14 protein-coding genes are annotated in these 13558 nt (G+C 37.4%); 7 read left to right on the forward strand and 7 right to left on the reverse strand.

The features are described from left to right. The first annotated feature begins 49 nt into the window (after window positions 1-49). From metK to BW964_RS18235, 7 genes are all read left to right on the forward strand, one after another. The gene (metK, locus tag BW964_RS18205) at window positions 50-1330 is read left to right on the forward strand and encodes a methionine adenosyltransferase (protein ID WP_076509338.1); all 1281 of its coding nucleotides are present in this window, start codon (window positions 50-52) and stop codon (window positions 1328-1330) included. An 83-nt stretch (window positions 1331-1413) separates the two neighbouring features. After that, a complete protein-coding gene (locus BW964_RS18210; protein WP_076509339.1) occupies window positions 1414-1905 on the forward strand; it encodes a hypothetical protein in 492 nt (163 codons plus the stop codon). Between the two features lie 198 nt (window positions 1906-2103). After that, on the forward strand, window positions 2104-2694 hold the full coding sequence (locus BW964_RS18215) for an RNA polymerase sigma factor (protein ID WP_076509341.1): 591 nt from the start codon (window positions 2104-2106) through the stop codon (window positions 2692-2694). A 205-nt stretch (window positions 2695-2899) separates the two neighbouring features. Continuing rightward, entirely contained in the window at window positions 2900-3595 is a 696-nt protein-coding gene (locus tag BW964_RS18220) for a YjjG family noncanonical pyrimidine nucleotidase (protein WP_076509342.1), read from the forward strand. Between the two features lie 352 nt (window positions 3596-3947). Beyond that, on the forward strand, window positions 3948-4397 hold the full coding sequence (locus BW964_RS18225) for a PepSY-like domain-containing protein (protein ID WP_076509344.1): 450 nt from the start codon (window positions 3948-3950) through the stop codon (window positions 4395-4397). A 116-nt stretch (window positions 4398-4513) separates the two neighbouring features. Then, window positions 4514-5185, forward strand: a complete 672-nt coding sequence (locus BW964_RS18230; protein WP_076509345.1) for a response regulator transcription factor — start codon at window positions 4514-4516, stop codon at window positions 5183-5185. Beyond that, complete coding sequence (locus BW964_RS18235) at window positions 5185-6459, forward strand: sensor histidine kinase (RefSeq protein WP_076509347.1); 1275 nt, start codon at window positions 5185-5187, stop codon at window positions 6457-6459. Before BW964_RS18230 ends, BW964_RS18235 begins: the two co-directional genes overlap by 1 nt. Before the next feature lie 48 nt (window positions 6460-6507). Here the strand turns inward: BW964_RS18235 and trpS are convergent, their stop codons facing one another. The 7 genes from trpS to ileS form a co-directional block, all read right to left on the reverse strand. Further along, entirely contained in the window at window positions 6508-7476 is a 969-nt protein-coding gene (trpS, locus tag BW964_RS18240; protein WP_076509348.1) for a tryptophan--tRNA ligase, read from the reverse strand. A gap of 165 nt (window positions 7477-7641) precedes the next feature. Continuing rightward, window positions 7642-8286, reverse strand: coding sequence for a SanA/YdcF family protein (locus tag BW964_RS18245; RefSeq protein WP_076509350.1), 645 nt, complete (start codon window positions 8284-8286; stop codon window positions 7642-7644). A gap of 15 nt (window positions 8287-8301) precedes the next feature. Continuing rightward, window positions 8302-8940, reverse strand: a complete 639-nt coding sequence (locus BW964_RS18250; RefSeq protein WP_076509351.1) for a lipoprotein signal peptidase — start codon at window positions 8938-8940, stop codon at window positions 8302-8304. Beyond that, window positions 8940-9125 carry a DUF2683 family protein gene (locus tag BW964_RS18255; RefSeq protein ID WP_076509353.1) on the reverse strand — a complete coding sequence of 62 codons (186 nt, stop codon included), beginning with the start codon at window positions 9123-9125 and terminating at the stop codon, window positions 8940-8942. The genes BW964_RS18250 and BW964_RS18255 overlap by 1 nt, the downstream gene beginning before the upstream one ends. A 20-nt stretch (window positions 9126-9145) precedes the next feature. Further along, the gene (locus tag BW964_RS18260; protein ID WP_076509355.1) at window positions 9146-9391 is read right to left on the reverse strand and encodes a DUF6576 domain-containing protein; all 246 of its coding nucleotides are present in this window, start codon (window positions 9389-9391) and stop codon (window positions 9146-9148) included. An 80-nt stretch (window positions 9392-9471) separates the two neighbouring features. Further along, window positions 9472-9852, reverse strand: a complete 381-nt coding sequence (locus tag BW964_RS18265) for a TraR/DksA family transcriptional regulator (protein WP_034740299.1) — start codon at window positions 9850-9852, stop codon at window positions 9472-9474. Window positions 9853-9911: 59 nt separating this feature from the next. Then, complete coding sequence (ileS, locus tag BW964_RS18270; protein WP_076509356.1) at window positions 9912-13301, reverse strand: isoleucine--tRNA ligase; 3390 nt, start codon at window positions 13299-13301, stop codon at window positions 9912-9914. Window positions 13302-13558 lie beyond the last annotated feature (257 nt).

A 13558-nucleotide genomic window follows, 5' to 3' on the forward strand; every position in this document is an offset into this window, starting at 1 on the left:
GTATTCTTATTTTTCTTCACTTATTTTAATCTAAAAAACAAAGAATAATATGTCTTATCTATTTACATCTGAATCAGTTTCAGAAGGACATCCGGATAAAATTGCCGACCAAATTTCCGATGCATTAATCGATCATTTTTTAGCATACGATAAAAACTCTAAGGTAGCGTGTGAAACTCTTGTAACTACCGGGCAGGTTGTACTGGCGGGAGAAGTAAAGTCTGATGCCTATCTTGATGTACAGACTATTGCAAGAGATGTGATCAACGGAATAGGCTATACTAAAGGAGAATATATGTTCAATGGTGATTCGTGTGGAGTAATCTCTGCGATCCATGAGCAGTCTCCGGATATCAACCAAGGGGTAGACAGAGCAGTAAACGACGAATCTTTTGAAGCTAAAGCAAACGCACAGGGTGCTGGTGACCAGGGGATGATGTTCGGATATGCCACGAACGAGACGGCTAATTATATGCCTCTTGCTTTAGATCTTGCCCACACGATTCTTAAAGAACTTTCTGTATTGAGAAGAGACGGTAGCGAAATCGCTTACCTTCGCCCGGATGCAAAAAGCCAGGTAACTATTGAATATTCTGATGACCATAAGCCAGTAAGAATTGATTCTATCGTAGTTTCTACACAGCACGATGATTTTGGAACTGAAGAAGAAATGCTGAATAAAATCCGCGAAGATATTAAGAGTATCCTTGTTCCAAGAGTAGTAGCTCAGCAGACTGAAGAGATCAAAGCTTTGTTCAATGACCAGATCAAATATCACATCAATCCTACTGGAAAATTTGTGATCGGAGGTCCTCATGGAGATACCGGTCTTACAGGAAGAAAAATTATCGTAGATACGTACGGTGGAAAAGGAGCTCACGGTGGTGGTGCTTTCTCTGGAAAAGACCCTTCAAAAGTAGACAGAAGTGCAGCCTACGCAACAAGACATATTGCAAAGAACTTAGTCGCTGCTGGTGTGGCGGATGAAGTTCTGGTACAGGTTTCTTATGCTATCGGTGTTGCAGAGCCTTGTGGTTTATACATCAATACCTATGGAACGGCGAAAGTAGATCTTAATGATGGTGAAATTGCAAGGAAAGTATCTACAATTTTCGATTTAAGACCTTATGCGATCGAGCAGAACTTGAAACTAAGAAATCCAATCTATCTGGAAACGGCTTCTTACGGACATATGGGAAAAGAGCATTATACCGCTGATAAAACCTTCAATAAAGGTCAGAAAAATGAGATTACCCTTACAGGTCTTGAGTTCTTTACCTGGGAAAAACTGGACAAAGTAGACGAGATTAAAGCTTCTTTCGGAATTTAATTTCGCTTAAGAAATAATAAATAGACTGCTTTATCTTTGGATAAGGCAGTTTTTTTTAATTTTACACCTTAAATAATTTAAAGATGATGAATTTTAGATCAGCAGTTACTGTACTTTTTATATTTTTCCTGAGCGTAGTGGCAAAGGCACAGTACACCATGCACAAGATGATCAGCGTGGGGTATACCTACCAGAACCAGAGCTTTGGAGAAGTGGGAGGGAAGCTGCTTTTCCTGAAGAATGATGACGTGATTTACAGGCTGGGAGGATCTGCTTTAATGGGTTCTGCAGGTTCCAAATTTGCCATCATGCCTAAATTGCAGGCAGATGTACTCCTTAATTTTGAGAAAAATGTAGACTTTTATCATTCCTACTACCTTTTAATAGGGGCAGAAGGAACGAATAAATACATTGCTCCGAAAATCGGAGTTACGCTTTTCGGACTTTTAGATCTTGCCGGAGGATATGCTTTTCCGATTGGAGATGCCCGTTTAAACGGAAAAGAGATGAAAGGGCTAAATGTTAATTTAACATTAAATATCCCCACAGTGTTTATTCATGATATGTTTAAATAAGTTTTTTTAAATTTTTCTCGTAAAAATTTAATAATTGGTTAACAGTTATTAAAAAATTATTATATTTACACCCTATAATAATTGTACCGCCTATTGATTTTACTTTACTCTAAAAAACTGTTTTGTATTTACAGCTAGGGCCAGATAAAATATCTGGAGAATTGCTGGTCTGCAAATTTTTTATTATTGAGAAGAGTTATGAAATTAAAAACGGACAGCCTACTAATTTCCCTTTACCAGAAAGGAGACGAAGAAGCCCTATCAGCCATTATTCATCGTCATCAGAGAGAACTGTTTACATTCATTTTTTACAAAATTAATGATGAAGACCTGGCCAATGATGTTTTTCAGGATACATTCATGAAAATCATCCTGATGCTGAAAGAAGGGCGATATAATGAAGAAGGTAAATTTATTCTTTGGGCAAAAAGAATCGCACACAACCTTATCATTGATCATTTCAGATTAAAAGCGAAAAATGTTAAAGTTTCGGAAACTACTTTTGAAACAGACGAGTATTCTATTTTTGACCTGATCAGAGAGCCATCGGAAAATATTGAGGATCAACTTGTAACGTTACAGATTCAGGAGGATCTGCTCAAGATGCTTCAGTTTCTTCCACAGAACCAGCAGGAAGTCATTAAATTAAGATTTTTTGACGGGCTGAGCTTCAAAGAAATTGCGGATCATACCAATATGAGTATCAATACCACATTGGGCAGAGTAAGGTATGCGCTGATCAACCTGAGAAAAATCATGGACGAAAATAATATTGTATTGACACGATAGGATAATATTTTTAGAAAATTCACGTTTATAGGAAAACATACTTTTCGCCTATGAAAAAAAATGATTCCTTAAAAGTGAAAACTTTGAAACCTAAGAAACAAACAATTGATTTTCTATTGAATTACTCAAAAAGTCTTGAAGTGGTCTCCACTAAAAACAAGAATTTCCCGATTTCCAAAAATTAAAATTATTAATTTTGTGCTGTATGAAAATTCAGCACATTTTTTTTGACCTGGACAATACGCTCTGGGACCACCGTAAGAATGCTTACCTTACCATCAACGATCTTTTTAAAAAGCAGGAAATCACTTTACATTATGAGATAGACTTTGAGGAGTTTCATTCCGTCTACCATGACATCAATGAAAGCCTCTGGGAAAAAATAAGAGACGGTATCATCGATAAAGAATATCTGAGAAAGCATCGTTTTTATGATACATTCAGGCATTTTGGAGTAGATGATGAAGAGCTTTCCCAGTATTTTGAAGAACATTTTCTGGATAAGATCCTTAACCATAATGAACTGGTGGAGGGAGCAGAATATATTTTGGAATATCTTAAATCCAGGCATTATACTTTGCACATTATTTCCAATGGATTTCAGGAAGTGACAGAAAGAAAATGCATCTTATCCGGAATAGACAAGTACTTTAAAACCATTACCAGCGCAGATTCTATTGGGGTAAGAAAACCCAATCCAAAAATCTTTGACTATTCTTTAGGACTGGCAGAAGCCAAGAAAGAAGAGAGCATAATGATTGGTGACGACTGGATTGCAGATGTAGTAGGTTCCCAAAACTATGGACTCGATGTGATTTTCTTCGATGTTTATAAAGAAAATAAACAGGAAGAAGGTCTGAAAGCCATCACTCATCTTTTACAGATCAAAGAGTACCTATAAATTTACTTTTTTCAGTAGCTGTAAGAACCTGAATTGTTTTTGAACTATTATTAATGTTTCACCCACTCCGAGGTGTAGTCTCCAGAAAGTATCCTTGTCAAGGTTTAAAACCTTGACAAGGATACCAGTAGACTCTAATCTTCCTCTTCAAGCAGCTGCGTAATGTTAATTTTATTAGCCCGAACTCAGGATAAGAAGATAAAGACAAATGATACTTTTTAATTTTCTTAAGATTTTAATGGCTTATTTTTTTCTATTCCTCTCTATTTTTCCCTCGATTGAGTTTTCCTAATTCTTTCCTAAATTGATTCTGACCTTTGCTTTATAATAATGACAGAAAAAATTTAACAGTATGAAAAATTTTAGAAAAATCACCGGAGCGCTTGTTTTTATATTCTTGTTGGCAGGCGGATTTATTTTTGCACAGGATAGAGCAATCAACGCGAATCAGTTACCTAAAACTGCGAAAAACTTCCTTGCCACTCATTTTAAAGGAATTGCTGTAGGATCTGCTCTTGAAGACAGGGAGATTTATGGCGTGGACGAATATAAAGTATATCTGGCTAATGGAATGAAAGTAGAATTCGACAGCAGTGGAGACTGGAAAGAAGTGGACGGGAAACACCAGAAACTGCCTTATGGATTTATTCCTGCATCCATCAGAAACTATGCGGCTAAGAATTTCCCTAATACGTATATTATTAAGGTAGAAAAAGAAAGATGGTCTTATAAAGCCGAACTTTCAAACGGACTGGATCTTGAATTTGACAAGAAAGGAAACTTCAAGAAAATAGATGATTAAATTAAATAGATTAACCTTTTAAATCTTAACAGGAAGGGTAACCGGAATATCATGAGCAGCAGAAGAATCCAACCTTCCTTCCTAATTTCATATATTTGATAAGCCAATATTGCGGAATGAAGATACTAATTGTTGAAGATGAACCGGAACTGAAAGATACTGTACAGACTTTTCTGGAGGCAGAGCATTTTATTGTAGAATTTGCCCTTACCTACAGTGCCGGGCTGGAAAAGATCATTTCCTATGAATATGACTGTATTCTTTTGGATATTATGCTGCCGGACGGAAATGGTATTGATTTACTAAGGGAAATCAAGAAACTGCATAAAAAAGATCCTGTGATTATTTTATCGGCTAAAGATTCTGTAGATGATAAAGTAGCCGGATTAGAAATCGGTGCGGATGATTACCTGGCAAAACCATTCCACCTTGCCGAGCTGATGGCCAGGATCCGATCTGTTATCAGAAGAAAGAATCAGGATGGCGAAAATTCCATTGCCTATAAAAACATAAGTATTGATCCGGAAAACAGGACCGTTAAAGTCGGGAAAGAAGATCTGATTCTCAACCGTAAGGAATATGATCTCTTGTATTATTTTATGATTCATCCGGAAAAAACATTACAGAAAACTACTTTGGCTGAAGCGATCTGGGGAGACTATATCGATCAGGCAGACAGTCTTGATTTTATTTATTCACAGATTAAAAATCTTCGTAAAAAATTGAAAAGCCTCAAGGCAGAAGCCGATTTCCAGGCTGTTTACGGAATAGGTTATAAATTCATCTAATGAAAGTCTCCTTAAAATACTACACCATCAAATACATGATCGTGATCCTGCTGCTCATTATTGCAGTCTGGGCAGCGCTCTTTTACGCCTATATCCTGGATGAAGTGTATGATAATGTAGATGACGGATTGAAAGACAGGAAGATACAGATTATTAAAGCAGTGTATCATGATCCTGAATTATTGAACAGTACAGATTTTGGATTTAATGAATTTAAAATCAAGCCTGTTTCAGAAGCCAGCTATAAACAGAAGAACAGGCTCTACAATAAGATGTTTTATATGGAGTATGACGACAAAGACCAGCCTTATCGCGTACTTGAGACCGACTTTATAGATCAGTTCGGAAAGAGGCAAAGGCTTGAAATACGAACGTCTACGGTAGAACAGGATGAGTTGGTGTATGACCTGACAACGGCTTTAATTGTATTGTATATTTTGCTTGTCATAAGTATTTTGGCCGTGAATGGCTATATGCTGAATAAGGCCATGCGTCCTTTTTATACGATTCTGGATAAGCTTAAGAACTACCAGTTCGGAGTTTCTTCTCCGGAAGAGCATCAAAGCTACTCGATCAAAGAGTTTGAAGAACTGAATGTTGAAATAGAGGAAATGATTGAGAGGAATGAGCTTGTTTTCCATCAGCAGAAACAGTTTATTGAAAATGCTTCGCATGAGCTTCAGACGCCGCTGGCAATTATGATCAACAAAATCGATCTCGTGATTCAGAATGAAGATCTTGATAAAAAGAATCTGAATTTTATTTCAGAAGTAAAAGGAGATTTGAGAAGAATGGCAGGATTGAATAAATCGCTGCTCATGCTTTCAAAAATTGAGAACAGTCAGTTTAATAAAACGTCAAAGGTTAATTTCAATGAAATGATTACTGAGCTGGTCAAAAGCTATGAGGATTTTATTGAGTTTAAAAAGATTCATATTAATATTGCGGAGGACGGATTTTTTGGTGCAGATTTTAATCCTGATCTCGCCGGTATCCTGCTTTCTAACCTGCTTAAAAATGCAGTGAAGTACAATAATCAGGAGGGAAATGTAGACATCGTGATAGAAGACCATAAATTAATCTTCAAGAATAGTGGAAATGGTATTCCTCTAGACAAATCACAGATCTTCAACCGTTTTTACAAGCATGGGGCGGATCATAGTTCTACGGGTCTTGGACTTTCTATCATCAGGACGATCATAAAACAATACCCCGGATGGGATATTGTGTATGAGTTCGAAGAGGGGATGCATTGCTTTATTCTTTCGAAATAAAAAAAGCCTTTCAAACAGAAAGGCTTTTGTAGGATTGGAAAGGAAAAATTAGATTCCTAAGCTTGCTCTTACTTTTTTAATGGTTTCGGTAGCCACTACTCTTGTTTTTGCTGCACCTTCCTGAAGTTGAGCCTCCAGTTCGTCCAGATTGTTCATATAATAGGCGAACGTTTCTCTTTCTTTTGCAAAACGGGTTAAGATCAGACTTAACAGCTCTAATTTGGCGTGTCCGTAACCGAAGTTTCCAGCCAGATATTTAGCTCTTAATTCCTCGGTTTGTTCAGGAGTGGCAATTAGCTGGTAGATAGCGAACACTTTATCTGTTTCAGGGTCTTTAGGTTCCTCCAGACCTTTAGAATCGGTTTCTATACTCATCACCTGTTTTTTCAGTTCCTTTTCAGGTAAGAAAATATTAATGATATTTCCCATAGATTTAGACATTTTGCGGCCGTCTGTTCCGGGAACATATTTCGTGTCTTCCTGAAGTTCAGACTGTGGCAGTACAAAAACTTCCCCCATCTGATTGTTGAATCTTGACGCTACATCACGGGCGATTTCCAGGTGCTGAAGCTGATCTTTTCCTACCGGAACTATTTCTGCATTATACAGTAAAATATCAGCAGCCATCAGAATAGGGTAGGTAAACAAACCTGCATTCACGTCCTGAAGCCGGTCTGCCTTATCCTTAAACGAATGGGCAAGGGTAAGTCTCTGATAAGGAAAAAAACATGATAAATGCCAAGAAAGTTCACAGGTCTCAGGGATATCACTCTGTCTGTAAAAATATGTTTTTTCTGTATCCAGCCCACAAGCAAGCCAAGCCGCAGCAATCTCGTAGGTATTTTGTTTTAGCTCCTTCGCATCCTTAATCTGGGTAAGAGAGTGAAGATTCGCAATGAATAAAAATGATTCATTTCCTTCCTGCTTGGAAAGTTCAATAGCAGGAATGATCGCCCCAAGGAGATTTCCAAGATGGGGAGTTCCGGTGGCTTGAATGCCGGTAAGAATTCTTGACATTTGTTTAAATTATTTATAAAAATTAATGAATTGCAAATTTAATTAATTCTCCCTCAGATTGCACGGATGTTTGTATAAAATTCAAATATGAAAAAATGGTTTGCTGATAAAAAGTCTTACCCATATTAGGATCATCGTTAAATTTAAGCAATCAGCAGGACAACATTAAGGGATCAAAATCTTTTTTCCTCCGAACTTCGGCTGTACTCCGAAAAGTAAATCCCAGTAGACTTTAGTCTTTGCCAGATATTCTCGCAGATTGGTTTTTAATCCGGCGTATTTATTCACATCATTGGCATTGTATCCGAAAGCTTCCATTCCATTCTTTCTCGCCAGAAAAACAGCTCTTTCATTGTGAAATTTCTGTGAAATGATCACCAGTTTATCCTGTCCGAAGATATCTTTCGCCCTGACTACGGAATCCAGGGTTCGGAATCCGGCATGATCCATCACGATTCTTTCTTTCGGAATACCATACTTCATCAAAGTCAACTGCATATCTTCGGGTTCATTATAGTATTTGCTGCTGTTGTCTCCGCTTACGAGAATGTACTTTATTTTTCCGCTCTTATAAAGATCGATAGCAGCCTGGATTCTGTTATAAAAATAAGCATTAGGCATTCCGTTGCTTAATGTTTTTCCGGTTCCGAGTAGTAAGGCTACTTTAGTTTCCGGTACATCAGAAATCTTGTAAGAAACAAAATCACGGCTTTCTTTTCTGATGCTGTAATTGGCCCAGGCTATAAAAATAATTCCCGCCGCAAGCAGCAGCAGGAACATTTTAAAAATATTTTTAATTACTTTTTTCATCCGGAATACTGTTTTTTAAAACTCAAGTCCGTTGGGGAAAGCTTTTTTTCTGAATATTAACAGGAATGCGGCACCTACTGTAATTGCAGAGTCAGCCACGTTGAAAATATATTTGAAGAATTCAAGGTGTTTTCCACCGATCACGGGAATATTTTCAGGAACATACCAGTCTACGATAGGAAAGTGAAGCATGTCTACTACACAGCCTTTCATAAAGGAAGAATAGCCTTGTCCTACAGGAACGAACTTTGAAATTCCTCCGTATCCGATCCATCGGTCGATGCTTTGGTCGTAAACCGTACCGCTGTCGAAGATGAGTCCGTAGAACATTCCGTCAATGATATTTCCGATAGCACCGGCAAAAATAATAGCCATTGGGATCAGAAGATAATTGGAAGCTCCCTGTTTTAGCCATTTCTTAAACATATAAACCATTCCTCCGATTAAGAAAAGTCTCAGAATTACCAGAAAATATTTTCCGATGATTCCCCCGAAATGCAGGCCATAAGCCATTCCCGGATTTTCTACGAAAGTCAGTTTAAAGCCCGGAAGAACAGTCACACTGTCATCCAGATTAAAATGGGTTTTGATATAAATTTTCGAAGCCTGATCAATTAACAATACTAAAAATGTTATAGCTAAGATCTTTTTCATTACAATCCTTTTGGTTTAGTAGGTTTCTCAGGATTTTTCTTGTCGAAAATCTTTTTGGCCACTTTTTCTGTATGGAAAGTATTTTTGGTCTGAGCTCTTTCGTATCTGATATTCATATCTTTTAAAACACTTTTCAGTGCGCTCAGTTCCATAGGGTTTTTAGGATGTACTATGATCGATTCCATTTTCTTATCTATTTAAAATTTTACATTTTGGACAATTCATCGAGTCTCTTTCTGTCTTTTGGAGACAAGTCGTTGATCCCGTTTTTGCCCATCTTACTCAGAAGTCTGTCGATTTCTTTTTCTCTCTCGCGTTTATCAGAATTAAACTGATCATCGATGGTGTAGTTTCTGTGTTCATCAGGAAAGAATCTGTTTTTGATCCATGCTCTGTTGAAAAACAGCAAAACTGCGGCCACGATGACGCCTAAAATTAATACTCCGCTCATGGGTATACATTAAAAATTAGGTTTATAAAGTATTCATGAATACCATATAAACCCAATATTATTTTTACAAACCTTACGGCTTATTTCTGCATATTTTTCGCTTCAATGCTTAAGGTAGCATGCGGAACAGCCAATAATCTTTCTTTAGGAATCAGCTTTCCTGTTACTCTGCAAACACCGTAGGTTTTATTCTCAATTCTGATCAAAGCATTTTTTAGATCACGAACGAATTTTTCCTGGCGTCCTGCCAAAATAGAGTTTTGTTCTTTGCTTAAAGTCTCTGCACCTTCTTCAAATGCTTTGAATGTTGGAGAGGTATCATCCGTACCGTTGTTCTGGTCGTTGATGAAACTTTCTCTGATCAATTGCAAATCTTTTTCTGCTTTCTCTATTTTTTCTTTAATGATCGCTTTAAACTCTTGTAAATCAGAATCATTATATCTTACTCTTTCGTCTGACATGTTCTTTTCTCTTTTTTAATAAAATTATGAAATGGAATTTAAAAAACAATAACTATATGTTAATTTTTTTCAACATTTATCTTAAAATTAACCTCATCTATTTCGATTTCGTTAAAATTTGAAAGTGAAGATACAATTTCTATTTTATTTGACAAGACCTCAGAAGAAATATATTCTTCATTTTTCCTAACATCTTCAATGAATGGTGAATTTTCTTCAATGGAGATTTTTATTCTGTCTGTCAGTTCAAAGTCCTTCTCTTTTCGCAGGTTCTGAATTCTGTTGATAAACTCTCTTGCGATCCCTTCAGATTTTAACTCATCTGTTAGCGTCAAATCTAATGCCACAGTTGTTTTTCCGTCAGAAGTTACGGTCCATCCCGGGATATCTTTTGTAGAAATTTCTACATCGGAAAGGGTAATTTCGTAACCTTGAACGTCTATCTTTCCTTCTTTTTCAAGACTGGCGATCTGTTCTGTATTCAGATTGGCGATCTCTCCGCCTACCCTTTTCATGTCTTTTCCTAATTTAGGACCCAGCGCTTTGAAATTCGGTTTGATCTGTTTTATAATTAAATGAGAGGCTTCTTCGGCATTAATCAGCTGAAGTTCTTTAACATTTACTTCCTGTTTGATCAAATCTGCAACGGCTAAAATCTGTTGTTCCGTTTTAGCATCCAGAACCGGAACCAATACTTTTTGTAACGGCTGGCGAACTTTTACATTTTCTTTCTTTCTCAACGAGAAAACCATACTTGTAATATTCTGTGCCAAATGCGTTTTTTCTACAAGATCCTGATCGATCAGACTTTCATCTGCTACAGGGAAGTCCGTTAAATGCACAGACTCACCGTTTTCTTTTCCGGTTACTTTATTCAGATCCTGATACAATTGATCCATAAAGAACGGAGCAATAGGGGCAGATAATTTCGCCACGGTCTCAAGACAAGTATACAAAGTCTGGTAAGCAGAAATCTTATCATCAGAATAATCTCCTTTCCAGAAACGTCTTCTGCATAATCTTACGTACCAGTTGCTCAGGTTATCATTCACAAAGGTGCTGATTGATCTGGCTACTCTTGTCGGTTCGTAATCTTCGTAGAATGCTTTTACTTCTTTAACCAAAAGATTAAGCTCCGAAAGGATCCATCGGTCGATTTCCGGACGGTTTTCCACTTCTTTTTCTGTATAATTGAATCCATCCACGTTGGCATATAATGCAAAGAATGAATACGTATTATAAAGGGTTCCGAAGAACTTTCTTCTTACTTCGTCGATTCCTTCGATATCAAACTTCAGATTTTCCCAAGGGTTTGCATTCGAGATCATATACCATCTCGTAGCATCCGGTCCATAAACGGCTAATGTTTCAAACGGATCCACTCCATTTCCTTTGGATTTTGACATCTTTAGTCCGTTTTTATCCAGAACAAGCCCGTTACTCATCACATTTTTATAGGCAACTGAATCAAAAACCGCGGTTCCGATCGCGTGAAGGGTATAGAACCAACCACGTGTCTGGTCAACGCCTTCCGCAATAAAATCTGCCGGGAATGCTTTATGATTGTCAATTAATTCTTTATTCTCAAAAGGATAATGCAACTGTGCATAAGGCATCGAACCTGAATCGAACCAAACGTCGATCAAGTCGCTTTCACGCTTCATGGCTGCTCCTGAATCTGAAACAAGAATTACTTTGTCTACTACATTTTTATGAAGATCAACCAATGAATAATTCTGCTCAGACATATTTCCGATCACAAAACCTTTGAACGGGTTTTCGCTCATGAATCCTGCCTCAACAGATTTTTCGATTTCATTGTATAATTCTTCTACCGAACCAATGATCTTTTCTTCTTTTAAATCTTCCGTTCTCCAGATCGGTAAAGGGATTCCCCAATATCTTGAACGCGAAAGGTTCCAGTCGTTTACATTTTCAATCCAGTTCGCAAAACGTCCTTCTCCCGTAGATTTAGGCTTCCAGTTGATTTCTTTGTTTAAATCTACCAGTCTGTCTTTCACAGCGGTCATTTTCACAAACCATGAATCCAGCGGATAGTACAATACAGGCTTGTCCGTTCTCCAGCAGTGCGGATAACTGTGAACATATTTCTCTACTTTGAAGGCTTTATTTTCTGTTTTTAATAAAATAGCCAATTCTACATCCCATGATTTTTCAGGCGCAGTACCCTCATCGTAATATTCGTTCTTGATATATTTCCCTGAGAATAATTCAGGAACATTGGCTCCCTTGATAAATCTTCCCTGTAAATCTACCAGCGGAACCAGATTGTCATTTTCGTCTTTGATCAACATGGGAGGAATGCCGGCTTCTTTGGCCACTCTTGCATCATCCGCACCAAAAGTTGGCGCGATGTGAACGATACCGGTTCCGTCTTCAGTCGTTACAAAATCTCCTAAAATTATTCTGAAAGCTTTTTCAGGGGAATCATTAGGCTTAAACCAAGGGATTAGCTGCTCATATTGAGTTCCTGTTAATTTTACTCCTGTAAATTCTTTTAAAATCTGATAAGGAATTGTCTTGCTTTCTGATGTATAATTAGCGAAATCTTCATCAGTTCCTTCCACATATTTTTTACCAAAGTTCTTTTCTAAAAGGACTCTCGCTAAAACAACCGTTATGGGTTCAAAAGTGTATTGATTAAACGTTTTAACTAAAACATATTCAATATCTCTTCCTACAGCCAATGCTGTGTTGGAAGGCAATGTCCATGGAGTAGTCGTCCAGGCAAGAATGCTTACGTCTCCTTCCACATCACCAAATAAGTCAGAAGATTCTTTCTTTACTTTGAACTGAGCTACCACTGTAGTATCAGAAACATCGTGATAAGTTCCCGGCATATTTAATTCCGCAGAAGAAAGCCCTGTTCCTGCTTTCGGAGAATAAGGCTGGATCGTGTAGCCTTTGTACAATAATTCTTTATTATACAACTGCTTCAGCAACCACCAGACGGTCTCCATATATTTTGACTTATACGTGATGTACGGATCTTCAAGATCTACCCAGTATCCGATTTTTTCCGTAAGGTCATTCCATACGTCTGTATATCGCATTACCGCTTCACGACAAGCTTTATTGTAGTCTTCAATAGAGATTTTTTTGCCAATATCCTCTTTAGTAATTCCTAATTCTTTTTCTACGCCCAGTTCTACAGGAAGTCCATGTGTATCCCAGCCTGCTTTACGGAAAACCTGTTTTCCGTTCTGAGTCTGGTAACGACAAAAAATATCCTTTAATGCTCTGGCCATTACGTGGTGAATTCCGGGCATACCGTTTGCTGAAGGCGGACCTTCATAAAAAACAAACTCGGCATTACCCTCGCGAATCTCAACACTTTTACTGAACGTTTTATTCTGTTTCCAAAACTCCGATACATTCTCGGCTATGTCAATAAGGTTGAGGTTTTTGTATTCTTTAAATTGGCTCATTGTAAATATCTCAATATCGTTGATTAATTAAGTCTGCAAATTTACTAAATTTTGTCGGTTTATAATATATGTTTTATTTAGCTTATATCTATTAAAAAGTTCAATTTCAGAAATATAAATGAAGAAAGGGGTGAAATGGGAAGAGTGAATGATGAATAAAGCCGTTTTTCCAACACATTTATGCCATAAAAACCACCCGGAGGTGACTGTAAATTATTCAAAATCGCTAAGTCTTGGCACATCTGGCCATTTGCCTG

This window comes from Chryseobacterium shigense (genome assembly GCF_900156575.1).
Lineage (GTDB): Bacteria > Bacteroidota > Bacteroidia > Flavobacteriales > Weeksellaceae > Chryseobacterium > Chryseobacterium shigense.

Coding starts and splice junctions, on each gene's coding strand:
- metK (WP_076509338.1), top strand. CDS start 50: ATGTCTTATCTATTTACATCTGAATCAGTTTCAGAAGGACATCCGGAT.
- BW964_RS18210 (WP_076509339.1), top strand. CDS start 1,414: ATGATGAATTTTAGATCAGCAGTTACTGTACTTTTTATATTTTTCCTG.
- BW964_RS18215 (WP_076509341.1), top strand. CDS start 2,104: ATGAAATTAAAAACGGACAGCCTACTAATTTCCCTTTACCAGAAAGGA.
- BW964_RS18220 (WP_076509342.1), top strand. CDS start 2,900: ATGAAAATTCAGCACATTTTTTTTGACCTGGACAATACGCTCTGGGAC.
- BW964_RS18225 (WP_076509344.1), top strand. CDS start 3,948: ATGAAAAATTTTAGAAAAATCACCGGAGCGCTTGTTTTTATATTCTTG.
- BW964_RS18230 (WP_076509345.1), top strand. CDS start 4,514: ATGAAGATACTAATTGTTGAAGATGAACCGGAACTGAAAGATACTGTA.
- BW964_RS18235 (WP_076509347.1), top strand. CDS start 5,185: ATGAAAGTCTCCTTAAAATACTACACCATCAAATACATGATCGTGATC.
- trpS (WP_076509348.1), bottom strand. CDS start 7,476: ATGTCAAGAATTCTTACCGGCATTCAAGCCACCGGAACTCCCCATCTT.
- BW964_RS18245 (WP_076509350.1), bottom strand. CDS start 8,286: ATGAAAAAAGTAATTAAAAATATTTTTAAAATGTTCCTGCTGCTGCTT.
- BW964_RS18250 (WP_076509351.1), bottom strand. CDS start 8,940: ATGAAAAAGATCTTAGCTATAACATTTTTAGTATTGTTAATTGATCAG.
- BW964_RS18255 (WP_076509353.1), bottom strand. CDS start 9,125: ATGGAATCGATCATAGTACATCCTAAAAACCCTATGGAACTGAGCGCA.
- BW964_RS18260 (WP_076509355.1), bottom strand. CDS start 9,391: ATGAGCGGAGTATTAATTTTAGGCGTCATCGTGGCCGCAGTTTTGCTG.
- BW964_RS18265 (WP_034740299.1), bottom strand. CDS start 9,852: ATGTCAGACGAAAGAGTAAGATATAATGATTCTGATTTACAAGAGTTT.
- ileS (WP_076509356.1), bottom strand. CDS start 13,301: ATGAGCCAATTTAAAGAATACAAAAACCTCAACCTTATTGACATAGCC.